The organism is Sphingopyxis sp. GW821-FHT02C12, from assembly GCF_059421785.1.
The window spans coordinates 1,232,920-1,258,201 of the sequence record NZ_JBWKVQ010000001.1; the positions used below are offsets into that span (position 1 = coordinate 1,232,920).

The 25,282-nt window shown below is 67.2% G+C and carries 22 protein-coding genes; 14 read left to right on the forward strand and 8 right to left on the reverse strand.

The genetic code is table 11. The annotated features are described in order from the left end of the window. Position 1: 1 nt before the first annotated feature. Complete coding sequence (locus AC07U1_RS05845) at positions 2-400, reverse strand: nuclear transport factor 2 family protein (RefSeq protein ID WP_056341922.1); 399 nt, start codon at positions 398-400, stop codon at positions 2-4. Next, positions 397-1,095, reverse strand: a complete 699-nt coding sequence (locus tag AC07U1_RS05850) for a dienelactone hydrolase family protein (protein ID WP_056341924.1) — start codon at positions 1,093-1,095, stop codon at positions 397-399. Before AC07U1_RS05850 ends, AC07U1_RS05845 begins: the two co-directional genes overlap by 4 nt. Before the next feature lie 109 nt (positions 1,096-1,204). On the opposite strand from AC07U1_RS05850, the gene AC07U1_RS05855 reads away from it, so the two are divergent. The 3 genes from AC07U1_RS05855 to mnmG all read left to right on the forward strand — a co-directional run bounded on the left by AC07U1_RS05855 (position 1,205) and on the right by mnmG (position 4,914). Beyond that, positions 1,205-1,504, forward strand: coding sequence for a DUF6489 family protein (locus tag AC07U1_RS05855; protein ID WP_495177179.1), 300 nt, complete (start codon positions 1,205-1,207; stop codon positions 1,502-1,504). 23 nt (positions 1,505-1,527) lie between these two features. Next, complete coding sequence (gene mnmE / locus AC07U1_RS05860) at positions 1,528-2,832, forward strand: tRNA uridine-5-carboxymethylaminomethyl(34) synthesis GTPase MnmE (RefSeq protein ID WP_495177480.1); 1,305 nt, start codon at positions 1,528-1,530, stop codon at positions 2,830-2,832. A gap of 210 nt (positions 2,833-3,042) precedes the next feature. Continuing rightward, the gene (gene mnmG, locus AC07U1_RS05865; protein ID WP_495177178.1) at positions 3,043-4,914 is read left to right on the forward strand and encodes a tRNA uridine-5-carboxymethylaminomethyl(34) synthesis enzyme MnmG; all 1,872 of its coding nucleotides are present in this window, start codon (positions 3,043-3,045) and stop codon (positions 4,912-4,914) included. A gap of 39 nt (positions 4,915-4,953) precedes the next feature. Here mnmG and AC07U1_RS05870 read toward each other — a convergent pair whose 3' ends face one another. Continuing rightward, positions 4,954-5,580, reverse strand: coding sequence for a hypothetical protein (locus tag AC07U1_RS05870; RefSeq protein ID WP_495197664.1), 627 nt, complete (start codon positions 5,578-5,580; stop codon positions 4,954-4,956). On the opposite strand from AC07U1_RS05870, the gene AC07U1_RS05875 reads away from it, so the two are divergent. From AC07U1_RS05875 to AC07U1_RS05905, 7 genes are all read left to right on the forward strand, one after another. Continuing rightward, positions 5,579-5,728, forward strand: coding sequence for a hypothetical protein (locus AC07U1_RS05875; RefSeq protein WP_187669112.1), 150 nt, complete (start codon positions 5,579-5,581; stop codon positions 5,726-5,728). The two genes, AC07U1_RS05870 and AC07U1_RS05875, sit on opposite strands and share 2 nt — an antisense overlap. Then, positions 5,725-6,387, forward strand: coding sequence for a 16S rRNA (guanine(527)-N(7))-methyltransferase RsmG (gene rsmG / locus AC07U1_RS05880; protein ID WP_495177176.1), 663 nt, complete (start codon positions 5,725-5,727; stop codon positions 6,385-6,387). The genes AC07U1_RS05875 and rsmG overlap by 4 nt, the downstream gene beginning before the upstream one ends. Continuing rightward, positions 6,384-7,166, forward strand: coding sequence for a ParA family protein (locus tag AC07U1_RS05885; RefSeq protein WP_492735019.1), 783 nt, complete (start codon positions 6,384-6,386; stop codon positions 7,164-7,166). Before rsmG ends, AC07U1_RS05885 begins: the two co-directional genes overlap by 4 nt. Beyond that, a complete protein-coding gene (locus tag AC07U1_RS05890) occupies positions 7,167-8,126 on the forward strand; it encodes a ParB/RepB/Spo0J family partition protein (protein ID WP_495177175.1) in 960 nt (319 codons plus the stop codon). Between the two features lie 426 nt (positions 8,127-8,552). Beyond that, the gene (locus AC07U1_RS05895; protein ID WP_495197665.1) at positions 8,553-8,993 is read left to right on the forward strand and encodes a DUF4402 domain-containing protein; all 441 of its coding nucleotides are present in this window, start codon (positions 8,553-8,555) and stop codon (positions 8,991-8,993) included. Between the two features lie 250 nt (positions 8,994-9,243). After that, positions 9,244-10,071 (forward strand): fimbrial biogenesis chaperone, encoded by an 828-nt coding sequence (locus tag AC07U1_RS05900; RefSeq protein WP_495177173.1) that lies wholly within the window; start codon positions 9,244-9,246, stop codon positions 10,069-10,071. Positions 10,072-10,102: 31 nt separating this feature from the next. Further along, complete coding sequence (locus AC07U1_RS05905; protein WP_495177172.1) at positions 10,103-12,889, forward strand: MSCRAMM family protein; 2,787 nt, start codon at positions 10,103-10,105, stop codon at positions 12,887-12,889. A gap of 27 nt (positions 12,890-12,916) precedes the next feature. Here the strand turns inward: AC07U1_RS05905 and AC07U1_RS05910 are convergent, their stop codons facing one another. Continuing rightward, entirely contained in the window at positions 12,917-16,150 is a 3,234-nt protein-coding gene (locus AC07U1_RS05910; RefSeq protein WP_495177171.1) for a CHAT domain-containing tetratricopeptide repeat protein, read from the reverse strand. 146 nt (positions 16,151-16,296) lie between these two features. Between AC07U1_RS05910 and AC07U1_RS05915 the strand changes: the two genes are divergently transcribed. From AC07U1_RS05915 to AC07U1_RS05925, 3 genes are read left to right on the forward strand one after another with little or no spacing between them, the layout of a single operon-like run. Further along, positions 16,297-17,832 carry an NAD(P)/FAD-dependent oxidoreductase gene (locus AC07U1_RS05915; RefSeq protein WP_495177170.1) on the forward strand — a complete coding sequence of 512 codons (1,536 nt, stop codon included), beginning with the start codon at positions 16,297-16,299 and terminating at the stop codon, positions 17,830-17,832. Next, positions 17,832-18,269, forward strand: a complete 438-nt coding sequence (locus AC07U1_RS05920; RefSeq protein WP_056341951.1) for a GtrA family protein — start codon at positions 17,832-17,834, stop codon at positions 18,267-18,269. The genes AC07U1_RS05915 and AC07U1_RS05920 overlap by 1 nt, the downstream gene beginning before the upstream one ends. A gap of 6 nt (positions 18,270-18,275) precedes the next feature. Then, positions 18,276-20,066 (forward strand): hypothetical protein, encoded by a 1,791-nt coding sequence (locus tag AC07U1_RS05925; RefSeq protein ID WP_495177169.1) that lies wholly within the window; start codon positions 18,276-18,278, stop codon positions 20,064-20,066. Here the strand turns inward: AC07U1_RS05925 and msrB are convergent. The 4 genes from msrB to AC07U1_RS05945 all read right to left on the reverse strand — a co-directional run bounded on the left by msrB (position 20,047) and on the right by AC07U1_RS05945 (position 24,157). Further along, the gene (msrB, locus tag AC07U1_RS05930; protein WP_495177168.1) at positions 20,047-20,535 is read right to left on the reverse strand and encodes a peptide-methionine (R)-S-oxide reductase MsrB; all 489 of its coding nucleotides are present in this window, start codon (positions 20,533-20,535) and stop codon (positions 20,047-20,049) included. The two genes, AC07U1_RS05925 and msrB, sit on opposite strands and share 20 nt — an antisense overlap. A 56-nt stretch (positions 20,536-20,591) precedes the next feature. Further along, positions 20,592-21,848, reverse strand: coding sequence for a cytochrome P450 (locus tag AC07U1_RS05935; protein WP_056341960.1), 1,257 nt, complete (start codon positions 21,846-21,848; stop codon positions 20,592-20,594). Between the two features lie 69 nt (positions 21,849-21,917). After that, on the reverse strand, positions 21,918-23,204 hold the full coding sequence (locus AC07U1_RS05940; protein ID WP_495177167.1) for an ABC transporter permease: 1,287 nt from the start codon (positions 23,202-23,204) through the stop codon (positions 21,918-21,920). Continuing rightward, positions 23,201-24,157 (reverse strand): ABC transporter ATP-binding protein, encoded by a 957-nt coding sequence (locus tag AC07U1_RS05945; protein WP_492735001.1) that lies wholly within the window; start codon positions 24,155-24,157, stop codon positions 23,201-23,203. Before AC07U1_RS05945 ends, AC07U1_RS05940 begins: the two co-directional genes overlap by 4 nt. Positions 24,158-24,226: 69 nt before the next feature. Between AC07U1_RS05945 and queG the strand changes: the two genes are divergently transcribed. Continuing rightward, the gene (queG, locus tag AC07U1_RS05950; RefSeq protein WP_495177166.1) at positions 24,227-25,279 is read left to right on the forward strand and encodes a tRNA epoxyqueuosine(34) reductase QueG; all 1,053 of its coding nucleotides are present in this window, start codon (positions 24,227-24,229) and stop codon (positions 25,277-25,279) included. Positions 25,280-25,282: the final 3 nt, after the last annotated feature.

A 25,282-nucleotide genomic window follows, 5' to 3' on the forward strand; every position in this document is an offset into this window, starting at 1 on the left:
GTCAGCTCGCCTGCGCGGCGAGCATCGCGGCCATTTTCTCCCACACCTTGTTGATCGCCTTCAAGGGCCTCACCATCACCTTGAAATCGATGATCTTTCCGTCGTCGTTCCAGCGAATGATGTCGACGCCGTTGATTTGGATATCGTCGAGCGTCGTCGCGAATTCGAGCATCGCCTGATCGCCATCGACGATCTCGCGCAGATAACGGAAATCGTCGCCGCCAAGTGCGTGGCTCGCCGCGTGGAGATAGGCGAAGACCTTGTCCCGCCCCTCCTGCGGCGTGTGGACGACGGGTGAGTGGAAGACCGCATCCTCGGCGAGCATCGCACGCAGCGCCTGCGGATCGCCGCCGCCGGCCATATAGGCGTGCCAGGCGGTGACTCCGGCGTGCGCGCTCATGCCAGATGCTCGGCGAAGAAGGCCTTGGTGCGCCCATCGGCGAGCTGCGCGCCGGCCTCGTTGCGGCGATTGCCCATCGTCGCCGCGAAGCCATGGTCGAGGCCCTGATAATCATGGATCGTCACCTTCGGATGCGCGTCGAGCCCTTCGTGGATCACCTTTTGCGCGTCATGGTCGACGAGATGATCCTCGGTCGGGATATGGAGCATCAGCGGATGGGCGATCGCGTGGCTTTCATTCAGCATCTGGTCGATCATGACGCCATAATAGCCCACCGACGCATTCACGTCGGTGCGTGCGGCAACCATATAGGCGAGGCGGCCGCCGAGGCAGAAACCGACCGCGCCGACTTTCGACGCGCCCTGGCCGTGGAGCCAGCGGATCGCGGCCTCGATGTCCTTGACCCCGTCATTGGCGTCATATTGGCCGAAATAGCCGAAAGCTTCCTGCAATTCGGCTTCCACATCGGGGTTGAGTTCGACGCCGGGGGCGAAGCGCCAGAAGATGTCGGGCGCGATCGCCAGATAACCTTCGGCGGCCCAGTCATCGCATTTCTTACGGATGCCGGCGTTCACGCCGAAAATTTCGGGAATGACGATGATCGCGCGCGAGCTGTCGGCGTCGGGCCGCGCGACATAGGCGGGGATGTCCCCCTCGCCGTCGAGCGCGGGGATGCTGTTGTTGGTCGCGGACATGGGGGACTCTCCTGTGACTCTTGCTTCTTGGCGGTGAAAGCGCGAAGCTAGCGGGCGCAGCGGCGCGGCTCAAGCGCGGTTCGCGGTTTTTTCGGGGCGGAGACGGACGATGAAATTCAATATCGAGATCGATTGCACCCCCGAGGAAGCGCGGCGGCTCGTCGGCCTGCCCGATCTCGAGCCGCTGCACGCCATCTACCTCGGCCGCGTCAAGGAATTGATGGCGAAGGGGATCACTCCCGACATGGTCCAGTCGATGGTCAAGAGCTGGGTGCCGATGGGCGAAAGCGGACTCGGGCTGGTCCAATCGCTGATGAGCCAGTTCGGCGGCGGATTGATGGGCGGCGCGGGCAAATCGGCCGATAGCGTCGATGGCGACGACAAGCCGGCGCGGGGGCGCAAGAGCTGAACCAAGACGGAAGCAGCGACACGATCTTTGCGCTGTCGAGCGGGATGCCGCCGGCAGCGATCGCGGTCGTGCGCGTCAGCGGGCCGCGAGCGGGCGCATCCCTTGCGGCACTGGCGGGCCGATTGCCCGAGCCGCGGCGCGCGGTGCTGGCCGAGCTGAAAGATATGAACGGCGCCGCGCTCGATCGCGCGCTGGTCCTGTGGTTTCCCGGACCAGCGACCGCGACGGGGGAGGATCTGGCCGAGATGCACCTGCACGGTGGTCGTGCGGTGGTCGCGGTGGTGGAGGCGGCGCTCGCGGCGATGCCGGGGCTCCGCGCGGCCGAGGCGGGCGAGTTTACGCGGCGCGCATTTCTCAACGGGCGGATCGATTTGGCCGAAGCCGAGGGGCTTGCCGACCTGCTTGCGGCGGAGACCGAGAGCCAGCGGAAACAGGCCCTCGGGATGGCGAGCGGGCATGTGTCGCGCGCGGTCGAGGGCTGGCAGGACCGGTTGCTCGGGCTGATGGCGGCGGCGGAGGCCGAGCTGAACTTCGGTGATGAGGAGGATGTGCAACTTCACGATGATTGCGCACATCGCCTAGGCGAAGGGATGAAGATGCTCGCCGCCGAGCTCGATGGCTGGCTGGTCCGGCCTGGCGCGGAGGTGATCGCCGAGGGGCTGTCGGTCGTCATCGCGGGACCGCCCAATGCCGGGAAATCTACCCTTATCAATGCATTAGCCAAGCGCGAGCTGGCGATCGTGTCGCCGGTGGCGGGGACGACGCGCGATGTGATCGAAACCGCGCTGGCGCTCGACGGGATCGCGATGCGCTTTTCGGATACGGCGGGACTGCGCGCCGAAAGTGCCGACGCGATCGAGATGATCGGTATCGACCGCGCGAAGGCGGCGGTCGAGGCGGCGGATATCTTGCTGTGGCTGGGGCCGCCGAAGGAGGCGCCGGAGCATGCGCGCGGGATATTGATCGCGGCGCAGGCCGACCGCTGGCGCGGCGATGCCGCGGCGGAAGCGGAGGCCGCGCGCTGCGACCTGATATTGTCGGCGGCGACGGGTGAGGGGATGGACCGGCTTCACCGCATGATCGTCGAGATGGCGCGGACCTTGTTGCCGCGCGAGGGCGAGGCGGCGCTGCGCCGGCGCCAGCGCGAGGCGCTCGCCGAGGCGAAGGGCTGGATGGAGGTTGTGCCCGGGTCGCGCGAGGCGGGCGACCTGATCCTGCTCGCCGAACGATTGCGGCTCGCGGGCGGGACGCTCGACCGGATCACGGGACGGGCGGGGGTCGAGGAAATGCTCGATACGCTGTTCGGACGATTCTGCATCGGGAAGTGATGTTCCACGTGGAACAGCGATCTATTTCGCCGTCATCCCGGACTTGATCCGGGATCCACATATTCGACGCTGCGAGAATGGACCACGGATCAAGTCCGGGGGGACGAGGGGCGGTGACGGCTCTTCCATCGATGTATCTTGCGGCGCTCGATCGGTGGTCGAAGACCAGATGGATTTGACCGGCAGTTTCGGCTATGCGCCGCCACAATCATGCACAGCAGCGCAATATATGATGTCATCGTCGTCGGCGGCGGGCACGCCGGGACCGAGGCCGCCGCCGCCGCGGCGCGACTTGGCGCGTCGGTTGCGCTGGTCAGTTTCGATCCGGCGCTGATCGGGACGATGTCGTGCAATCCGGCGATCGGGGGGCTCGGCAAGGGGCATCTGATGCGCGAGGTCGATGCGCTCGACGGATGGATGGCGCGCGCGGCCGATGCCGCCGCGATCCATTACCGGATGCTCAACGCGTCGAAGGGCGCGGCGGTGCAGGGGCCGCGTATCCAGGCCGACCGGAAATTATACCGGCAGGCGATCCAGGACCTGCTCGCCGCCGAAGAGGGCATCACCGTTGTCGAAGGCGAAGCGGCGGCGCTGACCCTGTCCGACGATGGCGCGTCGGTCGCGGGGCTCGAACTCGGCGACGGGAGCAAGCTGGTGGCGGGGGCGGTGGTGCTTGCGACGGGGACCTTCCTCGGCGGTCGGCTGTTCCGTGGCGAGGAACGGATGGAGGGCGGCCGCATCGGCGAGGCCGGCGCGCATCGGCTGGCCGAACAGTTGCGCCGCGCAAATCTGCCGATGGCGCGGCTCAAGACCGGGACGCCGCCGCGGCTCGATGGACGGACGATCGACTGGGTGCGGCTCGATGAGCAGCCGTCGGACAGCGTCGAGGGCGCAAGCTGGACCTGTTCCACGTGGAACAGTGCGCGGACGGTGCCGCAGATTTTCTGCGCGATCACGCGCACCAATAGCGAGAGCCACGCGATCATCGCGGCGAATCTCGACCGCTCGCCGCTGTTCACCGGGGCGATCGGCGCGGCAGGGCCGCGTTATTGCCCGTCGATCGAGGACAAGATCCACCGCTTCGCCGACCGCGACGGGCATCAGGTGTTTCTCGAGCCCGAGGGACTCGATTCGGTGCTGGTCTATCCGAACGGCATTTCGACCTCGCTCCCCGCCGATGTGCAGCTGGCCATGCTGCGCACGATGGCGGGGCTTGAGACGGTCGAGATGGTCGTGCCGGGCTATGCGGTCGAATATGACCATATCGACCCGCGCGCGCTCGACCGGACGTTGCAGGTCCGCGCGATCGGTGGGCTGTGGTGCGCGGGGCAGATCAACGGCACCACCGGTTATGAGGAGGCGGCGGCACAGGGGTTGATCGCGGGGGCGAATGCGGCGCTTGCTGTGCAGGGGCGCGATCCGCTGATCCTCGACCGGTCCCTATCCTATATCGGGGTGATGGTCGACGATCTGGTGCTGCAGGGGGTGAGCGAGCCGTACCGGATGCTCACCGCGCGCGCCGAATATCGGCTGCGGCTGCGCGCCGACAATGCCGCGACGCGGCTGACCCCGAAGGGGATCGCGCTGGGGCTGGTGCGGCCGGCGATCGCGGCTTTGTTCGACGCGCGGATGGCCGTGCGCGCGCGGGCAGTGGCCTTGCTCGAAGCGCCGGTGACGAGTGCCGATTATGCGGCGATCGGGCTGGCGCTGCCCGGTGACGGCGCGGCGCGGCGGCGGATCGATCTGCTGCGCTTTCCCGAAGTGACGATGGTGATGTTGGCGCTGTTGGCGCCCGAACTGGCGGCGATCGACGAAAGGCTGCTCGCCGAGCTGGCCGAGGATGCGCATTATGCGCCGTATATCGCGCGACAGGAGGCCGAGTTGCGGTCGCTGGCGGCGAATGAGGCGATATTGCTCGACCCGGCGCTCGATTATGCCGCGATCGGCGGGCTGTCGCGCGAGATGGTCGAACGGCTGACCAAGGCGCAGCCCGAGACGCTGGGGCAGGCGGGTCGGATCGACGGCGTGACCCCGGCGGCGCTGACCGCGATCCTGGTGCATAGCAAGCGGCGCGCGGCTTGAAGCCGACCCGGTTAAAGTCCGCTTCGATAGACCGATTTCCTATTGGGAAATGCTTTCATTTCCGATGAGGTTCAATTCGAAGTCAGCGGTGGACGCGGCCGCCAGCAAACAGGAGATCGCGTCTTCTTCGTCCAGCCCGGTTGGTAGCCGTAGTTTGCTCGCCCATTCGGGACTGATGACGTGGGGACCATAGGATGATTGTAGTGCTCCTGCAGCAGCGGGACCACAGACGGCTTCCAATTGCCGGGAGAATGTCACCTCATCCATTTCTCCGGCGCGAAACCTTGGTACCTTATCTAGCAGGCCTCGCGCCGACAGCGACGCTGCGGCTCGTTCACGATAGGCGGTCATATATTGCGCCAGCCTTATTGCGTCGAAGCCCTTTTGTAGCTCGGGCGGCAATTCGACATCGTAAAAGCCAACAGCCCTGTCTATGCATGCCAGTTGTTCCTCGGTCGCTCCCTGAACGATGAGGGTAGGGGACTGTGAGAAGCCGCTCAGCTCGTCCAGGTCGTCGTCGTAGCGGACTTCGACGGCCCGTGCGCCGCACTGCACAATGTTCCGAGATGCAATTTCGGGGCTGGTGACCCCGAGATTCTCCGGCGGGTCGGCAAATGATGCAGACCATAAAATGAATATCGGGACTATGGTTGCCGAAATGCCCATGGGTGGAAAGATCGCACGGATGGTCGAGGTTCGCAATCGGCCGAATGCTTTGGAGCGTGAGGCTTTCAAAACATCGCGCAAGGGCGCTAAGGCGCAAAGCTGGATTCCCGCTTTCGCGGGAATGACGAATGAAGGTGGTGACTGGTGACTTCCCCTGACGGGATTTTGGCGAGTGAGGACGAGGCACGCGGCTGGATTGCGAAGGCTTTCTCGCCGACCGCCGCGCAATGGGCGCGGCTCGAGCGGTTTGCGGCGATGCTGGTGGACGAGAATGACCGGCAGAATCTGATCGCGGCGTCGACGATCCCGATTTTGTGGGTGCGGCATGTGGCCGACAGCGCGCAGTTGCTCGCGCTCGATCGGGATGGCGAGGGGCTTTGGGTCGATCTGGGGAGCGGGCCGGGGTTGCCGGGGTTGGTGGTCGCGATCCTGTCCGGGCGGCCGATGTTGCTCGTCGAATCGCGCAAGCGGCGGTGCGAATTCTTGCGCGATGTCGCGGGCGAGCTGGGGCTCGGGCATGTCGAGGTCGCCGAGGCGCCGCTGGAGAAGGTGGCAACGCGGCCCGCAGGGACGATCAGCGCGCGGGCCTTTGCGCCGCTCGACAGACTGATCGACTTATCCGCGCGTTTTTCCACCGAATCGACGCGCTGGCTGCTGCCAAAGGGGCGAAACGCGGTTAAGGAACTGGCGTTGCTGCCGCCGGCGTGGCAGAGAATGTTTCACGTGGAACAGAGCCGCACCGATGCCGATAGCCAGATTTTGGTGGGATCGGGCCAAATCGCGGCGCAACAGCGAGGAAAGCGATGATCCGCATTGCCGTGGCGAACCAGAAGGGCGGGGTCGGCAAGACGACGACCGCGATCAACCTGGCGACCGCGCTTGCGGCGACCGGCTGGCGCACGCTGATCATCGACCTCGATCCGCAGGGCAATGCCTCGACCGGGCTGGGCATCGGGCAGGCGCGGCGCACGCTGTCGAGCTATGACCTGCTGCGCGGCGAAGCGACGCTGGCCGAATGCGCGATCCCGACCGCGGTGCCGCGGCTCGACATCGTCACCGCGACGGTCGACCTGTCGGGCGCCGAGATCGAGCTGATCGAATATAAGGACCGGCTGCACAAGCTGCAGCAGGCGATGACCGACGCCGAAGCGGGGCAGTGGGACATCTGCCTGATCGATTGTCCGCCGTCGCTGGGGATGCTGACGCTCAACGCGCTGATCGCCGCCGAATCGCTGATCGTGCCGTTGCAATGCGAATTTTTCGCGCTCGAGGGGCTGAGCCAGCTGCTCACCACGGTCGAGCGGGTGCGCGGCAAATTCAACCAGCGGCTGACGATCCTGGGAGTCGCGCTGACGATGTTCGATCGCCGCAACCGGCTGACCGATCAGGTATCGGACGATGTCCGCGAAGTGCTCGGCCCGGTGGTGTTCGAAACGGTGATCCCGCGCAATGTGCGGCTGTCCGAGGCGCCGAGCCACGGGCTGCCGGCACTGATCTATGACCATCGCTGCGCCGGGTCGGCGGCCTATATCGCGCTGGCGCGCGAGCTGATCGATCGCCTGCCCAACGTCCGCAAGGCTGCATAAATGGCTGATAAACAAGACGAAACTGGCGTTTCTGGCGCGCTTCCGGTGAAGAAGCGGCCGTCGGGGCTGGGGCGCGGGCTGAACGCGCTGTTCGGCGATGCCGCGGTCGAGGCGCCGGTGCTCGCCAGCCCCGGCGGGGCGTCGCCCGCGCCGGCGAGCGGCGAATCGGTGCAGCATGTCGCGGTGAGCGACATTCGCCCGCTGCCTGGCCAGCCGCGCCGCCATTTCGACGAAAATGCGATTGCCGAACTCGCCGATTCGATCAGCGCGCGCGGGTTGCTGCAGCCGATCATCGTGCGCGCGGCGCCGGATGGGCACGGCTATCAGCTCGTCGCGGGCGAACGGCGCTGGCGCGCGGCGCAGCGCGCCGGGCTGCACCAGATTCCGGCCTTGGTGCGCGAACTCGACGATGCGGCGACTTACGAAATCGCGCTGGTCGAGAATATCCAGCGCCAGGACCTCAACGCGATCGAAGAGGCGGGGGCCTATCGCAAGCTGATCGAGGATTTCGGGCATAGCCAGGATGCGCTGGCACGGCTGGTCGGCAAGTCGCGCAGCCATGTCGCGAATCTGATGCGCCTGCTCGAGCTGCCGCGCGCGGTACAGGACCTCGTCGGCGACGGCAGCCTCGCGATGGGGCATGCGCGCGCGCTGATCGGCGCCGAGGGCGCCGAGGGCCTCGCGCGCAAGATCGTCAAGGACGGGCTGTCGGTGCGCGCGGTCGAGGCGCTGGTACGCGCCGGCAAGGGCGGCGGGCGCAAGGCGCCGCTCGAATATAAGAGCATGGACGGCAATCGCGATCCCGACATCGTCGCGGTCGAGCGGCATCTGTCCGAGCTGCTCGGTATCGGCGTCGGCATCCAATATGCCGGCGACGGCAAGGGGGCGTTGACGCTGAAGTTCGCGTCGCTCGACCAGCTCGACATGATCTGCCAGCGGCTCTCCGGCGAATCGATCTGATTGCTACCGAAGGCGTGAAGGGATTCGCGCAGAGGACGCGGAGTGCGCCGAGCAATCGGGCCGCTTAGCCGCTCTGCGTCCTTGGTGTCTTCTGCGCGAATCCGATTCTGCGGTTCGAATCGATTTTGTCGGACCGGGCTTAATTTGTACCGAAGCGGGCCGTTATAGGAAAAAGACGGTCCCCACCGTCCCGCTAATTTTGCGCCAAGACGCTGATTTCGCCTGCTTTCCACCGGAAATGCGGGCCAATCCCTAATGCGTCATTAACCATGGTTGTTGGGCAAAAGCTGAACCGGTCGTCGGTAGAAGGGCGACAGCGATGGGGTGGGATTTCCAATCGCTTCCGATTGACCAAGGGACCAAAAACTTATGCGCAACATTGCACTGAAGCGCGCCCTTATGGGTGCCGCTATTGCCGCTCTCGCCATGAACGCTTCGGCGGCACAGGCGGCATCGGCCACCGGGACGGCGAAGGCGAAGATCCTCCGCCAGATCACGCTCACCAACACCAGCGACCTGCAATATGCCACGGTCATCAGCGGCGCGACCGCTTCGACCGTCGTGGTGTCGACCGCCGGTGCCGCGACCTGCGGTTCGGGGCTGACCTGCACCGGCGCCACGACCGCCGCGAACTTCAACATCGCCGGCACCTCGGGTGCGGTGGTGCTGGTCGGCGGCGATTCGTCGGTGACGCTCAACGGTTCGCTCGGCGGCACGATGACCTCGTCGCTGTCCTATTCGGCGAGCAACGTCACGCTGAGCGCGACGGGCGGCAGCTTTCAGGTCGGCGGCACGCTGAGCGTCGGCGCCAACCAGACCGCGGGCGACTATTCGGGGACGTTCAACGTCACCGCCAACTACCAGTAAGTTTCGACAGGGTGGGGGGACCGGCGGGCCTTCGGGTTCGCCGGCCGCAAAAGGGTCGTCGGGGTACCAGCCCCCGGCGGCCCTTTTTGCTGATTTTTTTGACTGACGGTGGAGGAGCGGGCCGGTGCCGCGCTGCACAGCCAGCGCGAAACACCATGGTTAGCAAAATATCAACCATGTTGGCGCAACAGGGAGGGGACTGCCGGGCGGTGTGGGCCGACCGGTTTCCAAAATGGTGGGGACCATTTCCATGTTGCGATTTTTCAAGGATTTGTGCCTGTTTTCCGCGTTCGCGATCGGTGCGGCGGCGATGCCCGCGCACGCCGCGGGCGATCTGCTCGTCGCGCCGACCCGCGTCGTCCTCGACGGCTCGCGCGGCACCGAGGTGGTGCTGAACAATATCGGGTCCGAGCCCGCGACTTATCGCATCAGCCTCGAGATCAAGCGGATGACCGCGCTCGGCGGGCTCGACGAGATCGACGAGGGTGACGCGAATGACGCCGAAAAGGCGGCGCTGGCCATGATTAGCTTTAGCCCGCGCCGCGTCACCTTGCCGCCGAACCAGCCGCAGGTGATCCGCGTCGGGGTGCGGGTGCCCGAAGGGACGCCGCCCGGCGAATATCGCGCGCATATGCTGTTCCGCGCGGTGCCCGATGCGGCGCCCGCGGCCGACCCGGCGAAGCCCGCGACCAGCGGCGGCGTGTCGATCGCGCTCACCCCGATCTATGGCATCACCATCCCGGTGATCGTGCGCGTCGGCGACCTGGGGGCCGAGGCGTCGATCGGCGAGGCGCGGGTGGTCGATACCGTCGACGGGCCGGCCTTCGCCTTCGACCTCGCGCGCAGCGGCAACCGTTCGGTCTATGGCGATATCGAGGTGACGCGGCCCGGGGTCGCCGAGCCTTTGCTGCTCGCGCGCGGCATCGCGGTCTATCCCGAGGTCGGCCAGCGCCAGGTCCAGTTGCGCGTGCCCGCCGAGCTGGCGGCGAAGCTCAAGGGGCCGGTGCGCATCCGTTATAGCGAGGACCGCGAGGTCGGCGGCGGCACGATCGACGCGGTCGACCGGGTGGTGAAATGAGCATCGGGTAGTCGGCCGAGCGGGCGCGGCGATGCTTCGCGCGCTTCTGACACGAATTTTCCCGGTCCTCGCGGCCGGGCTGGCGCTGGTGGGGCTGGTCCCGGCCGGTGCCCATGCGGCTGAAAAAGCTGAAGTTTCGGACGGCTGGAAACCCAATGAGGACGACAGCTGGCTGTTCGACCTGCGCTCGGGCCAGTACCGGCTCGGCGACGGGGTGCGCGGCTATCAGACGCCGACGGGGATGTGCGTCGACCTGGCCGACATGGTGCTCGCGCTCGACCTGCCGATCCGCGTCGACAAGAAGTTGCGCCGCGCAACCGGCTGGGTGTTCGACGAGCGCCGCAGCCTGACGATCGACCGCGATGCGGGCGAGGTAAGGCTGGGGAGCCGCAGCTTCGCCATCGACACCACCGCGATCCGCGACACCGCGGCGGGCTGGTGCGTCGATGTGACGCAGCTCGCCGCCTGGTTCGAACTGCCGCTGGTCCCGGATATGTCGAACGCGGTGCTGCGTATCGATTCGAAAGAGAAATTGCCCTTCCAGCTCGCCGCCGAACGCCGCGCGCGCGGCGCCGGGCTGCGCCCGCAGCAGAGTTTCGACCTCGCGAGCCTGCCGCAGGCGGCGCGACCTTATGAAAACTGGGCGACGCCGTCGGTCGATGTCGTCGCCTCGGCGGGGTTCGTTAACGACAAGCGCGGCGGCTCCTATGTCCAGGCGCGCTACGAGGTTTTTGCGGCGGGCGAGGTGCTCGGGCAGAGTTTCGACGCGCGGCTGTCGTCGGACAATGAGGGGGTGCCCGACAGCCTGCGGATGCGGCTCTATCGCACCGATCCGCAGGGCAAGTTGCTTGGCCCGCTGAAGGCGACCCATTATGCGGTCGGCGATGTCAGCCTGCTATCGACCGGAATCGTCGCGGGTTCGTCGCCGGGGCGCGGTGCGGTGCTGACCAACCGCCCGGTCGAGCGCCCCGATGCGTTCGACAAGACGGATTTTCGGGGCGACCTGCCCGCGGGCTGGGATGCCGAGCTGTATCGCAACGGGCAATTGCTGGCCTTCACCAGCCCCAATGGCGACGGCCGCTACGAATTTCTCGATGTGCCGCTGCAATATGGCTCGAACCGCTTCGAGATCGTGCTGTACGGCCCACAGGGTCAGATACGGCGCGAGATCAAGCAGTTGCAGGTGGGGATCGATTCGATCCCACCGCAACAAACCTATTATTGGGCGGGTTTCGCCCAGGAAAATGCCGATTTGGTCGAATTCGGCAATCGGCGCCAGACCTTCCGCCGCGGCTGGCGCGGCACGATCGGGGTCGAGCGCGGGCTCGACACGCGCACGTCAATTGCTGGTTATGCGCACAGCCTGATGATCGAGAATGTCCGGCGCAACTATGGCGAAGTCGCGCTGCGCCGTTCGATCGGCCCGACCCTGCTCGAGGTATCGGGCGCCTATGCGGATGATGGGGGCGGCGCGCTGCGCGCGAGCTGGCTCGCGGCGTTCGGCGAGACCTATGTGCGCGCCGACGCGATGCGCGGCTTCGGCGGTTTCGTGTCGGACCGTTTCATCAACAATATCAACGGGCTGTATCAGATTTCGGTCGACCAGTCGGTCAAGCTCGGGCGCACCGTGCTGCCGCTGCATCTCGACCTGCGCCAGGTCGACCGGACGTCGGGGGTGCAGAGCCTCGAGGCCTCGGCGCGCGCCTCGGCGAGCTTTCGCGCGCTGACCTTCACCGGTCAGCTCGACTGGAGCCGCACGAAAGTGCCGATCGGTCCCGATCCGCCCGACAATCTCAGCGCGACCTTACTGGCAAATGCGCGCATCGGGCGCGTGCGTCTCCGCGGCGAGGCGCGCTTTGCGCTGTCGGGCGCGAGCGCCGATTCGCGGGCGACGGTGATCGCCGAATGGGCAGGCAAGGGCGACGCCGAGTGGCGCGCCGAACTCGGCTATGACAAGGGGCTCGACCGCGCGCGGGCGGGCCTGGGTTATACGCGCCGTTTCAACACGTTGCAGCTGACGGGTTTCGGCGAAGTGGCGAGCGACGGCTCGGTCGCCGCGTCGCTCGCGCTCGCCTTCAGCTTCGGACCCAAACCACAGGGTGGCGGCTGGCGCGTGTCGAGCGAGAAACTCGCGAGCCGCGGCCAGGTGACGGCCGAGGTGTGGATGGACGATAATGGCGACGGCATCCGCCAGCCGGGCGAGGCCGCGCTGCCCGACGTGCCGATCACTGCGGGCCATGCCTTTGTCGACGCCGCGACCGACAAGGGCGGGCGCGCGACGGTCGACGGGCTCGAACCCTTTCGCGCCGTGATGATCGGAATCGACGCCGGCAGCCTGCCCGACCCCTATGTCCAGCCCGCGCTGCCCGGCGTCGTCGTCACCCCGCGTCCGGGTGTCGCGACGCGGGTGATGCTACCGATGACCGCGGCGGGCGAGATCGAGGGGGTCGCGATCCGCGACGGCGGCAATGCGATCGAGGGACTGGGACTCGAACTCGTCGATGCCGAGGGCCGGGTGCGCGCGACGACGCTGACCGAGTTCGACGGATATTTCCTTTTCGAAAGCGTTGCTTACGGCCGCTACACGGTGCGTTTGGCGAAAGCGTCGGCGCAGTTGCTGCGGATCGATGGCGCGTTTGCCATCGGCGCATCGCCAGGCAAGGCGGCGCCGCGGATACGGCTGGGGACGCTGGCGCTGAAGCCGGTTCGCCGCGATCTGGCGGCGGCGAGCGACGGGGTGACCGGCGCGGGCAACAGCGCGCGCGGGCCGCCGGTTGCGGAGGACAAGGGTCCCGCGCGGGCGCCATCCGTCCCGTAATCGGGGCAGGCCGGTCGCCCCTTTGGTTCAGGACGGATCGATCGCGACATAGACCGCCCATGCCGCCGGATGCGCGAGCGATTGACCGCGCGTATCGCGCGAAGGATCGGCGGCAATCTCGCGCATCGCTTCGCGCAAGGCCGCCGCGATGTCGCCGTGCTTGTCCTTGAGCCGCGCGACCGCGGTGGTGGTCATCCGTTCGCCGACTTCGTCGTTGACCGGCGAGTAGGTCGCCAGCACGGCGCGCGCGCCGGCCAGAAGGAAAGCGCGCGTCAACCCGCTGAAACCGTCGCCACCCCTGGTGCCCGCCGCCGTGTCGCACGCCGACAGGATCACCAGCGCGGCGTTGAAGCGCAGTTCGGCGACCTCCGACGCCGTCAGCAGGCCGTCGTTCCTTGCGTCGGCGGGTTCGCCGCCCGTCCGGGCGCCCGGCGTCAGCGCCAGGGCGGGTTCGGCCAGCGTGCCGTCGAAACTGCCGCCGAGCAACGCGTGGGTGGCGAAAAGTACGATATTGCTGTCGCCCAGCGTCCCGTCGCGGCTGCTGCGCTCGATCCGCGCCTGGGTCGCATCGAGCTGGAGCAATTGCCGATCGGGCGGGGCGCCGAGGAGCTGGGCCATCGTCCGGATTTCGGCCGCGCTATGGTCGAGGCGCGGCAGCTTGGCGAGCATCGCGGGGTCGGCGACGCCGCCGCGGTAGAGGCTTTGTCGCGGCGCCATCAGGATATTCGCCGTCGCCGAACGAGCGGCGCTGTCCACGGCGATGCGGTCGGGCGATGCCTTCGGGGCGGGATCGGCGATGCCGCGGAAGGCGGGGTCGCCGACGCCATAGAATTTGCCCGGACCCCACGCCATGGCGCGGCCCCGGCGCGCTGTGCGCAGCGCGTCGACCGATGGCAGCACGACGATCGCGCGTTCGAGGCCCAGCCAGGCGGTCGCGCGCAACATGGCGGGATCGATGTCGCCGGCTGCGCCGCCTGCGGGCGGGCGCGACACGAGCGCCGCGAAATTGAGCGCGAGCAGCGGGCCTTCGGGGACGATGATCCAGCGGCCCTTGTCCTTGAGCAGCGCGGCGACGGCGGGATCGCCGAACAGCGCCTGATGCACGCGATAGGCGGCGCCGCGATCATAGTGGAGATAGTCGAACAGGTCTTCGCCCGGCACCCGTTCGGTCGCGCCGGAATTTTGCCGGTCGGACAATTGCCCGTGAAGGTCGACCACGACCTGCGCCAGATCGGCGCCGTCGATCGGGATTTCGGTCCAGGCCGATCCCGTGCGGGTCACCGCGAAGGCGATTCCGCGGCTCATCTCGCCGCGTGCATCGGGCATCCCGGGATAGAGGAGGATCAGCGCTTCATCCTCGCGCAGCAGCGCCGGCTTGCCCTCGCTGCCGGTCACTTCGGCCAGCGCCACCGGTTCGGGGCGGAGCGTCGCGAAGATGTCGGGCATTTGATCCTGCAGCCGGATCGTCGTTTCGGCGAGCATCTTGCCGGCGGCGGCGCGCTCTTCGAGCAGCCGGCCCCGGTCGGCGTCGCCCCCGGCGCCGCGCTGGGCCGCGCCGCCGATCGCCGCGTCGAGCGAAACGACCCGGTCGCGCGCCGCGACCCACGCGCCGAACAATTCACCTTTGCGGGCCCGTTCGGCCAGGGTGCGGGCCGCGGTTTCGCTGATCGCCGCGCTCGAAACCGAGGGGTGCGCGAGCTGGGCGACGGCGAACCCCGCCGCGCGACTGGCCGCATCGCCGCCTTGCGCGGGGTTCGCCCGGTCGGTCCAGTAGAGTTTCAGCAGGTCGCTCGCCTTGATGCTGATGAAATCGCTCAGGCTGCGCCGATAGTCGGCGTTCGCGCCCTCGGGGATCGCGGACAACTCGGCGCGATATCCGGCCAGGACATCCTCATAATAGGGCCTGGCTTCGCTCGGCCGGCGCTGGATCCACAAAGCGACCCCCAGATTCTGCGCGAGCCGCAGCGTTTCGCGGTGGCTGGGGCCGAACCGCGCCTTGGCGATGTCGACCGCATGCCGGCGGATCGGCAGGGCATCGTCGAACCGGTCGAGAATCTGCAATGTATTGCCGAGATTCTCGATCAGCGCGGGATTGTCGGGATCGCCCGCCAGCGCGCGGCGATAGATGGTTTCGGCTTCGGCCGCGGTATCGCGCCTTTGCTGCAACAGGCTGGCCAGTTCGAGTTCGAAGCTATTGCCCTGCCCGGGGCCCATCGCCGCGATGACGCGCCGCTGATAGGCGATCGCTTCGCTCAGGTCGCTGCGGAAAACATTGTTTTTCCAGCCCCGTTCGAGCGAGGTCGATTTGGCGAGATTCCACAGCGTCATCCAGTTGCGCTTGTCGCTGCTCGCCGGGTCGGCCTCCTGCCGGGCGAGCACCGCGCGATACAGCGCCTCGACCCGCGGCGGGTCGGCCCCGTACAGCCGCTGCGAATAGAGGATGATGTTGCTGAGATCGTTGGCATTGGCGGTAGAAAGGATCGCTTCGAAGATGTCGAGCTCGCGCGAAAACCAGCTCGCGGCATCCTTGGCGCGCAGCTGTGCCGTGAGGTTGTTGCCGAGCGCTTCATAGACGTCGACCAACGCGAGCCGATTCACGTCGGGCATCGTCTGGATCAGCGTGACCGCCTCCTGGCGCAGCGGCTCGGCATCGACCGGGCGGCCTGCGGCCTCGAAAGTTGCGGCGAGTGCGCCGGCGCTCGATGCGACGATCGCCGGATAGTCGGCGAAGTGCCGGCGCGCCAGCGCGAGCGCCTCGGTGGCGTCGGTGATGGCGGCGTCGGGCTTTGCCTGCTCGCGTCGCAGCCCTGCCTGCGCGGTCAGCGCGGCAAACAGCGTGGCGGGTTGCGCGCGCTTGCGGCCGATCGCGACGAGGCGTGCGATGATTTGCTCGTTCTCGGCGCGTCCTTCGGGGGTCTTGCCATTATAGGCGAAGTGACAGAGCAGCGACATGAGCGGGCGGGCGGTGGCCGGATGGTCGGGGCCGTAGGTGCGTTCGTAGAGCTGAAGCAGCGCGCGTCGCGGGGCTTCCAGCGCGGGCTGCCAGGTCGTGTTGCAGGCTCTGTCGATCCCGACCTGGCTTTCGAGCGTGGCGATCTGGTCCTGTTCGGCGAGGGTCGGCGCCGCGCGGTCGGGCGCGAGTTGCCGGGCGGCCTGTTCGGCCGGGATCATCGCCTCGCGCGGGACGAATTGCGCGGCCGACGGCGCAGCATATGTCGCAAGCGACACCGCAAGCCCCAGCAAAAGGCGGCGTCCGATCATGACCCTGCTTAGCGCCGGGCCAGAGCCGAGTAAACGGGCCGGAAACGCGGCCGCGCGGCGATATTCCCGCGCGATGTTAACCAATTTTTATCCATGATTGCCCACAGCAATCGCTGAGCATGAATTTGCCTGTGGGGAATCAAATTATGTCCGACGCATCCGCGCCGAAAAATCGTCCGACCAGCGCCGATGTCGCGATCATCGGGGCGGGGCCGGCGGGGCTGACCGCCGCCTATCTGCTGACCAAGGAAGGCTTTTCGGTCACCGTGATCGAGAAGGACCCGACCTATGTCGGCGGGATCAGCCGCACGGTCGAACATGAGGGATTCCGCTTCGATATCGGCGGTCACCGCTTTTTCTCGAAGAGCCAGGAAGTCGTCGACCTGTGGAACGAGATATTGCCCGACGATTTCATCCAGCGCCCGCGGATGAGCCGCATCTATTATGAAGGCAAATTCTACAGCTATCCGCTGCGCGCGTTCGAGGCGCTGTGGAATCTGGGGATCGTGCGTTCGACTTTGTGCATGGCGAGCTATGCGCAGGCGAAGCTGTTTCCGAACAAGAAAGTCCGCAGCTTCGAGGACTGGACGATCAACCAGTTCGGGCGGAAGCTCTATTCGATCTTTTTCAAGACCTATACCGAGAAGGTGTGGGGCATGCCGTGCGACGAAATGTCGGCCGACTGGGCGGCGCAGCGCATCAAGGGGCTGAGCCTTGGCGCCGCGGTGCTCGACGGGCTGAAGCGCAGCCTGGGGCTCAACAAGGCGCCGAATGACGGCATGGCGACCAAGACGTTGCTCGAAACCTTCCGCTATCCGCGGCTGGGGCCGGGCATGATGTGGGAAGCGGCGCGCGACAAGGTCGTCGCGGGCGGCAATTCGGTGCTGATGGGGCATAGCTTCAAGCAGGTGACGCAGGATCAGGTGTCGGGCCGTTGGCGGCTGACCGCGACCGGGCCCGACGGCGATGTTATGATCGATGCGAGGCATGTTATCAGTTCCGCGCCGATGCGCGAGCTCGCGGCGCGCATCCATCCGTTGCCGGCGTGCGCGCTCTCCGCCGCGCCGTCCCTGAAATATCGCGATTTCCTGACCGTCGCGCTCAAGATTCGCTCGGAGGACCTGTTCCCCGACAACTGGATCTATATCCACGACAGCAAGGTGCAGGTCGGCCGGGTGCAGAATTTCCGCAGCTGGTCGCCCGAAATGGTGCCCGATCCCGAACTCGCCTGCGTCGGCCTCGAATATTTCTGCTTCGAGGGCGACGGGCTGTGGGCGTCGAGCGACGAGGATCTGGTGGCGCTGGCGACGAAGGAAATGGCGATCCTCGGGCTGTGTGACCCCAAGGATGTGGTCGGCGGCGCGGTGGTGCGGCAGGAAAAGGCTTATCCGGTCTATGACGACCATTATGCCGCGCATGTCGAGACGATGCGGTCCGAACTCGAGGCGCGCTATCCGACGCTGCACATGGTCGGGCGCAACGGCATGCACCGTTACAACAACCAGGATCATGCGATGATGACCGCGATGCTGACGGTGCGCAATATCGTCGCCGGCGAGCGCATTTACGACATCTGGGGTGTCAATGAGGACGCCGAATATCATGAGAGCGGCACCGAGGGCGAGCAGGCGGCGCTGGCGTCGGTCCGCGACGTGCCGGCGCGCGTGAGCAAGGCCGCCTGATGCTCGGCGAGGCCGGCATCGGTCGTCTCGGGCAGCGGCTGCTCGCGCGGCTGCACCAGATCACCTATTTGCGCTATATCGGCGCGAGCGCGCTGGCGCTGGCGGCGGATATGGGGCTGTTCCTGCTGCTGCTCGCGGGCGGCTGGCATGCCGCCGCGGCATCGGCGATCAGCTATAGCGCCGGGATCGCCGTCCATTGGCTGATCTCGACGCGGCTGGTGTTCGTCGCGGGCGCGCGGACCCAAGGGGTCGAGCGTGCGCGGCAAAAGGCGTTGTTCCTCGGGTCGGCGCTGGCGGGACTCGGTATCACCGTCGGCATCGTGTGGATCGGCGACGCCTTCGGCCTCGACCCGCGGCTCGCCAAGCTCGCGGCGATCGCGATCAGTTTCCAGACCACCTATGTGCTGCGCAAGACGATCGTCTTTGCGCGCGGCTGACCCGCGATGACCGGTGCCTCCGCCCCGCGCCCGCTCGCGCGCGACCTGTGGCTTGCGGTCGCGCTGGCACTTGGCGTCATGGCAGTCATGCTGGCGATCTATTGGCCGGCGATCGCGACGATGGGCTTTCGCGACGGCGACGACGCGCTGCGGCTGGTGCAGGTGCGCGACCTGATCGCCGGTCAGTCCTGGTTCGACACGACGCAATATCGCATCAACCCACCATCGGGCGGCCTGATGCACTGGTCGCGGCTGATCGATGCGCAGATCGCCGCGCTGATCCTGATACTCGAACCGCTGATCGGCCGTGCCGCCGCCGAGCAATGGGTGGTCGCGCTCTATCCGCCGCTGTTGCTGTTGCCGCTGTTTCTGGCGATCGCACTGGTGCTACGGCGTCTGTCGGACGACCGCGCGGTGGTCGCGACCGGGCTGCTGCTCGCGGCCACGACGGTGACCTTCCTCCATTATTTCGTGCCGCTGCGCATCGATCATCACAATTGGCAGACGATCTTGTCGACGCTGATGCTGGCGATCGCACTCGGCGCCGCCGACCGGCGCCACGGGCTGCTCGCGGGGGCGGTGATGAGCCTGCACCTCGTCGTCTCGCTCGAGGCCTTGCCCTATCTGCTGCTGTTCGGCGGTATTTTTGCGCTCGCCTGGCTGCGCGACGCAGCCGCGGGCGCGCGGTTCCTGAGCTTCGTCGCGACCTTGGCGCTCGGCGCGCCGCTGCTGCTGCTCGCGACGCGCGGCTGGGACGGCGTGGCAGGCGACTGGTGCGACGCCTGGTCGCGCCCGTTCCAGAGCGGTGCCGCCGTGGCGGCGCTGATCCTGATCGGCGGGGCGCGGCTGGCGCCGGTGCGCCGCGACTGGCGCGTCCGGCTCGGGCTGATCGCGGTCGCCGGAGCGGCCGGTGCGGCGGTGTTTGCCTGGCAGAATCCGCTCTGCCTCGCGGGGCCGTTCGGGGCGCTCGAGCCGTTGGTGCGCGATTATTGGTATGTGAATGTGCTCGAAGGGCGACCGGTGTGGCGGCAGGCGGCGCCGGCGATGGCGCTGCTGCTGGCACCGTCGCTCGTCGGTCTGGCGCTGTGCTGGCGCATCTGGCGGAACGCCGCGCCGGGACCCGCGAAAGCACGCTGGGAGACGATGCTGATCGTGCTCGCGGCAAGTTGCCTGTTGTCGCTGCTGATCGCGCGGACCACCGCGGTCACCCATGTCTATGCGCTGCCCGCGCTTGCCCTCACCGGGGTGGCGCTCTGGCGTCATGGCCAGTCGCGACGTTCGCCGCTGGCACGGATCGGCGCGTCGCTGGCAGTGCTGCTCGTCGTGCCGCCGGTACTCGGCCAGATCGCGACTTCGGCGGTGGGTATGATCGCGCCGGCGCCGCGCACGGAGAAAAAGCCGGCCGCGTCGTGCCCGGCGCCCGCCGATCTGGCGCTGCTCGCGCGGCAGGCGACGGGACTCGTGCTGTCGGGGATCGATATCGGCCCGATGCTCCTCGTCGCCACGCCGCACGCCGTCGTCGCGACCGGGCATCACCGTAACCATGCGGCGATGAACCGGGTGATCGGGGCCTTTGCCGCACCCCCCGCCGATGCCGAAGCGATCGTCGCGGCTGCGCGCGCCGATTATCTGTTCGTCTGCCCGGGCCAGCCCGAAATGGAGAATGTCGCCAAGTCCTTCCCGGCCGGACTCGCCGCGGCGCTGGCGTCGGGACGCGTGCCGTCGTGGCTTGAACCCGTGCCGATGCCGCAGGGGTCGGCGGCGCGGCTCTATCGCGTCAGGCGGGGCGGAAGCTGAGCGCGGCGCCGTTCATGCAATAGCGCTTGCCCGTCGGTTTCGGGCCGTCGTTGAAGACGTGGCCGAGATGACCGCCGCAGCGGCGGCAATGGACTTCGGTCCGCGCATAGCCGAGCTCATGGTCGGTCGACAGGCCGATGGCGCCTTTCAGCGGCTCCCAGAAGCTTGGCCAACCGGTCTTGCTGTCATATTTGGTCTTGCTCGAATAGAGCGGCAGCGCGCAACCGGCGCAGCCGAAGGTGCCGGCGCGATGCTCGTTGTTGAGCGCGTTGGTGAAGGGGCGCTCTGTCCCCGCTTCGCGCAATATCCTGTACTGGAAGGGCGTCAGTCGCTTTTTCCACTCGGCCTCGCTGAGTTGCCAGCCCGGCTGCGCCTTCGGACGCGGCGAGGCCTTGGCAAAGAGCATCGGCGCGCCAATGAGCGCGCCGCCGAGCGCGATGCCGCCGATAATGTAACGCCGTTCGATCATGGCAGGGCTCCTCTACCCTGAATACGTTGGCGCCGGTGCGGAGGTTTCAACCCCCATCAATATTTTTCGAGCTGCACCGGCATATGGCGATAGCCGTGGACGAAGCTGGCGTGGACGCGTTCGGGCTCGGCGAGGACGTTCACGCGCAGGCGGCGCTTCTGCATTTCGCTGATCAGCGTCGTCAGCTGCAGCTCGGCGACACGCGCGCCGACGCAGCGGTGGATGCCGTAACCGAAGGCGAGGTGACGGCGCGCGTTTTCGCGGTCGACGATGATGCGGTCGCCGTCGGGGAAGACGCTCTCGTCGCGGTTCGCCGAGGCATACCAGAGCGCGATCTTGTCGCGCGCCTTGATCTGGTGGCCGAACAGCTCGGCATCCTCGGTCGCGGTGCGGCGCATATGCGCGAGCGGGGTCTGCCAGCGCAGGATTTCGTGCATCGCGTTGACCGCGAGTTCGGGGTCGTGATTCTTCTCGAGCTTCGCGCGCTCCTCGGGGAAGCTGTGCAGGCCATAGGCATAGGCCGACATCGAATTGCGCGTCGTGTCGTTGCCGCCGACGATCAGCAGGATGAGATTCCCCATGAACTCATTCTCGCTCATATGCTTCATCGCGTCGGACTGGAGCATGATCGAGATCAGGTCGTGCTTGCCTGGATTCTGCGCCTTGGCGTCCCATAACTGTTTGAAGGCGGCGCCCATTTCGAACGCCTTGCCGAGCCGGACCTGGCGCTTTTCGAGCGTGTCGAAGCTTTCGATATCGCCGAGTGCGTCAGACCAGCCGGTGAGCCGGTGGCGTTCTTCCCACGGAAAATCGAACAGGATCGCGAGCATGTCGGTGGTGAGTTCGATCGACAGCCGTTCGACCCAGTCGAAGGTCTCGCCGATCGGCAGCGTGTCGATCAGCGCCGCGGTGCGCGCCTGGGTGTCGGCGCGCATGCGCTCGATTTCCGACGGGCCGAAGGCGGGAGCGACGGTGCGGCGCTGCGCGGTATGTTGCGGCGGATCCATCGCGATGAACATCGGCATCGGGATCTCGCCCTCCTGCAGATGTTCGATGCCGTCGCCGGCGACGGTGATGCCGCCATATTCCCAGGAAGAGGAGAAGATTTTCGGCAAAGCCTCGATATGCTGGATCGGCTTGTAGGTGGTCACCGACCAATAGGGGCCGAATTTCGAATCCTCGCAGCGATAGATCGGCGATTCGGCGCGCAGCTGGCGCATCGGTTCCTGCCAGCGGTCCTCGCTCCACAATTCGGCGCGGGAGACGTCGAGCGGATTGGCGATTTCGGGGGCGATACGGACTTGGGTGGCCATGGGCTGCTCCTCTGGAGGGCCGTCTGACGCGGCCGATTCAGTTGCAGAATGCCACTATTTACAATTCTGTCAATGGCGGTCGAGCGACGTGGCCTGTGCCGCCACCGCCGCGGCCCGACCGGCCCGGCGCCAGAAGCGCCAGTCGCTGCGGCCGCTGAGGACGCCGGCGCGGAACAGGCGGACCGAGAGGAAGATGACGAGTGCGACCCAGATCGCCTGCCAGCCGAGCGCAGCCAAGTGGACGCCGATCGAGTCGTCGGTCGCGGCGCGGGCCGCCATCGCGAGCGGCGAGGAGAAGGGGAATATCTGCGCAAAGGTTGCAAGATTGCTGCCCGGCGCGCTCGCCGAGGCGGCGCACAGGCTGAACATGCCGACCTGGAAGATGGTGATTGGCAGGCTGAGCATCTGGATTTCGCGCACCGTCGCCGCCTGCGCGCCGACCCCGAGGAAGACCGCGCCGAGGAGCAGGAAGGACATCACGAAATAGGCGAAACCGATGCCGAGGAAGAAGGGCCAGCCGACGGCGGGCGCGGCGGTGAGGGTCGCCGCGGCCTTGCTGGCGCCGCCTGCGGCGGCGATCGCCGCCGGGTCCATCTGGGTCATCGCGACCAGCCCGCCGCCAACCGCCATCACCATCCAGAAGGCGATGAACAGCACCGCGACGCCGAGGAAGCCGAGCAATTTGCCAAGGAAGACGCTTTCGAGCGGCACCGCGGCGGCGAGGATTTCGATGACCTTGTTGCCCTTTTCCTCGGCGAGCGAACTCACCGTCTGCCCGGCGAGGAGCAGGGTGAGCAGGAAGATGGCGAACACCGCGCCGAACCCGAGCGATTGCTGGGCCGCAATGCTGGTGCCGCCGCTCGACAGATTTTCATAGGTCGGGGTTACCGGCGGCAGCGGGCCGGCGGCGCGGGCGCGCAGCACTTCGCCCGCGAGCAGCGCGAGATAGCGCCCCGAACTGCTGCCCGGTTCGCGCTCGACGATGCGCGGCGACGCCAGCGGGCCGCTGAGCACAGCATAGGTGTCGCTGCCCTTTTCGCGCGCGATCATCAGCGAGTCGCGGTTCGCGGGGCTTGCGACGCGCAGTTCGAGCAGCGCGGGTTCGCGCGGCATCGCAGCGCGCAGCCTTGTGTCGGCGGCGCGCAGCGCCTCGACATCGGCGGCGTCGGCGACCGCGACGATGCGGCCGGCGCCGCGCGCGCTGTCGGCGAGCTGCGACGCACCCATGCCGCCGACGAGTCCCATGCCGACCATGAACAAAGGCGCGAGCAGGAAGAGCAGGAAGGTCGGGGTGGCGACGATCGCGAGAAAGTCGCGCCGCGCAACGACGAGCATATTCTTGATAAAGGCGTTCATGCGCCGGCCTCCTCGCCGATGTCTCCGGCCGCGTCGGCGTCGAAGCTCGCGTCGACCTGGCGGACGATATGGACAAAGGCGTCGTGGAGCGCCGGGCGGCTGATCGAGAGGCCCGTGACGCCAAGATGGCTCGTCGTGATCCGCGACAGCAGCGGCTCGACGTCCCCGTCCTCGATCGCGAAATGCCAGGCCTCGCCGCGCAATTCGGCGCCGGCGGGGAGCAGCGCGGCGACGGCGTCGCGGCCGGCCTCGCTCCGCGGGGTGTAGCGGACCTGCATCGGCAGCAGCGCGCGCGCGTCGTCGACGGTGCCTTCGAAACGGCGTTGCGAGCGCGCGATGATCGCGAGCCGGTCGCACAGCCGTTCGGCATGCGCCATGACATGGGTCGAAAAGAGGATCGTCGCCCCGCGGTCGCGTTCGCGCCGCACGAGCATCTCCAGCCGTTCCTGATTGACCGGGTCGAGCCCCGAGAAAGGCTCGTCGAGCACGATGAGGTCGGGGGCGTGGACGATCGAGCCGATCAGCTGGATCATCTGCGCCATGCCCTTCGACATCTTGCGGATTTTTTCGTCGATGACGCGTTCGAGCCCGAGTTCGGTCATGAAGGTCGCGGCGCGGCGGCGCCCCTCCGACCAGTCGAGTCCGCGCAGCGCGCCCATGAAGGCGATCGCCTCGCGCGCCTTCATGCCGGGATAAAGTCCGCGTTCCTCGGGCAGGTAACCGATGCGGTGGCGCACCGACTGCGGCTTGTGACCGCCGAGCAGCCGGCTGGTGCCCTCGTCGGGGTCGATGATGCCGAGCATCATGCGCAGGCTGGTGGTCTTGCCCGCGCCATTGGGGCCGAGCACGCCATAGATGCTGCCCGCGGGGACCTGCAGCGACACATGGTCGACCGCCTTATAGGCCTCGAAATATTTGGTGAGGCCGACGGCCTCGACACTGAGATCGGTCAAATGCTGGTCCTGCGAAATGTCGGCACCGCCCCCTATGACATGCGAAGGCCGCTCGCGTATAGGGCGCCAATGGTTGCCGAAGCCTTGCCCTCTCTCGAACAGCGGCTCGAAGCGGTGGCGCGCGAGCATGGCTTCGTCGCGTTCGGCATCGCGCGCGCCGATGCCGCGCCGCAGACCGCGGCGCGGTTGACCCGGTGGCTGGCCGAGGGGTGTCACGGCGAGATGATCTGGATGGAAAGCCGCGCCACGCAGCGCGGATCGCCGCAGGGGCTGTGGCCCGAGGTCCGCTCGGTGATCGCGCTGGGGATGAGCTATGCGCCCGATGTCGATCCGCTGGCGCTCGCGGCGCACCCCGAGCGCGGGCGGATCTCGGTCTATGCGCAGGGCGGCGATTATCATGACGTCGTCAAGAAAGCGCTGAAGCATGTCGCGCGCTGGCTGGTCGCCGAAGCGGCGGACGCCGAGGTCAAGGTGTTCGTCGACACCGCGCCGGTGATGGAAAAGCCGCTGTCGGCGGCGGCGGGGCTCGGCTGGCAGGGCAAGCACACCAATTTGGTGAGCCGCCAACACGGCAGCTGGCTGTTCCTGGGGGCGATCTACACCACGCTCGACCTGGTGCCGGCGGTGCCGGGGCGCGATAGCTGCGGCAGTTGTTCGGCGTGCCAGGATGCCTGCCCGACACAGGCCTTTCCGGCACCGTACCGGCTCGATGCGCGGCGCTGCATCTCCTATTTCACGATCGAACATGCGGGGCCGATCCCGGTCGAATTCCGCCGCGCGCTGGGCAACCGCATCTATGGTTGCGACGACTGCCTCGCGGTCTGCCCGTGGAACAAATTCGCCGAAAGCGCGGCGCGCCACCGCGCCTTCCTGCCGCGCGCCGAGCTGGCCGCGCCGTCGCTGGGCGACCTGCTGGCGCTGGACGATGCCGAGTTCCGCCAGGTCTTCGCGGGATCGCCGATCAAGCGCATCGGACGCGGCCGCATGGTTCGCAACGCGGCGATCGCGGCGGGGAACAGCGGCGACCAGCGCTTCCGGCCCGCGCTCGAACGGTTAAAAAGCGACGAGTCCGCTGTGGTTGCCGAGGCGGCGGCGTGGGCGCTCTCCGAGCTGGCGTCCTGACGT

Excerpts from the sequence above, each read along its gene's own strand:
- AC07U1_RS05845 (WP_056341922.1), bottom strand. The coding sequence starts at position 400 with ATGAGCGCGCACGCCGGAGTCACCGCCTGGCACGCCTATATGGCCGGC.
- AC07U1_RS05850 (WP_056341924.1), bottom strand. The coding sequence starts at position 1,095 with ATGTCCGCGACCAACAACAGCATCCCCGCGCTCGACGGCGAGGGGGAC.
- AC07U1_RS05855 (WP_495177179.1), top strand. The coding sequence starts at position 1,205 with ATGAAATTCAATATCGAGATCGATTGCACCCCCGAGGAAGCGCGGCGG.
- mnmG (WP_495177178.1), top strand. The coding sequence starts at position 3,043 with ATGCACAGCAGCGCAATATATGATGTCATCGTCGTCGGCGGCGGGCAC.
- AC07U1_RS05875 (WP_187669112.1), top strand. The coding sequence starts at position 5,579 with ATGGGTGGAAAGATCGCACGGATGGTCGAGGTTCGCAATCGGCCGAAT.
- AC07U1_RS05870 (WP_495197664.1), bottom strand. The coding sequence starts at position 5,580 with ATGGGCATTTCGGCAACCATAGTCCCGATATTCATTTTATGGTCTGCA.
- AC07U1_RS05885 (WP_492735019.1), top strand. The coding sequence starts at position 6,384 with ATGATCCGCATTGCCGTGGCGAACCAGAAGGGCGGGGTCGGCAAGACG.
- AC07U1_RS05890 (WP_495177175.1), top strand. The coding sequence starts at position 7,167 with ATGGCTGATAAACAAGACGAAACTGGCGTTTCTGGCGCGCTTCCGGTG.
- AC07U1_RS05895 (WP_495197665.1), top strand. The coding sequence starts at position 8,553 with ATGAACGCTTCGGCGGCACAGGCGGCATCGGCCACCGGGACGGCGAAG.
- AC07U1_RS05900 (WP_495177173.1), top strand. The coding sequence starts at position 9,244 with ATGTTGCGATTTTTCAAGGATTTGTGCCTGTTTTCCGCGTTCGCGATC.
- AC07U1_RS05905 (WP_495177172.1), top strand. The coding sequence starts at position 10,103 with ATGCTTCGCGCGCTTCTGACACGAATTTTCCCGGTCCTCGCGGCCGGG.
- AC07U1_RS05910 (WP_495177171.1), bottom strand. The coding sequence starts at position 16,150 with ATGATCGGACGCCGCCTTTTGCTGGGGCTTGCGGTGTCGCTTGCGACA.
- AC07U1_RS05915 (WP_495177170.1), top strand. The coding sequence starts at position 16,297 with ATGTCCGACGCATCCGCGCCGAAAAATCGTCCGACCAGCGCCGATGTC.
- AC07U1_RS05920 (WP_056341951.1), top strand. The coding sequence starts at position 17,832 with ATGCTCGGCGAGGCCGGCATCGGTCGTCTCGGGCAGCGGCTGCTCGCG.
- AC07U1_RS05925 (WP_495177169.1), top strand. The coding sequence starts at position 18,276 with ATGACCGGTGCCTCCGCCCCGCGCCCGCTCGCGCGCGACCTGTGGCTT.
- msrB (WP_495177168.1), bottom strand. The coding sequence starts at position 20,535 with ATGATCGAACGGCGTTACATTATCGGCGGCATCGCGCTCGGCGGCGCG.
- AC07U1_RS05935 (WP_056341960.1), bottom strand. The coding sequence starts at position 21,848 with ATGGCCACCCAAGTCCGTATCGCCCCCGAAATCGCCAATCCGCTCGAC.
- AC07U1_RS05940 (WP_495177167.1), bottom strand. The coding sequence starts at position 23,204 with ATGAACGCCTTTATCAAGAATATGCTCGTCGTTGCGCGGCGCGACTTT.
- queG (WP_495177166.1), top strand. The coding sequence starts at position 24,227 with ATGGTTGCCGAAGCCTTGCCCTCTCTCGAACAGCGGCTCGAAGCGGTG.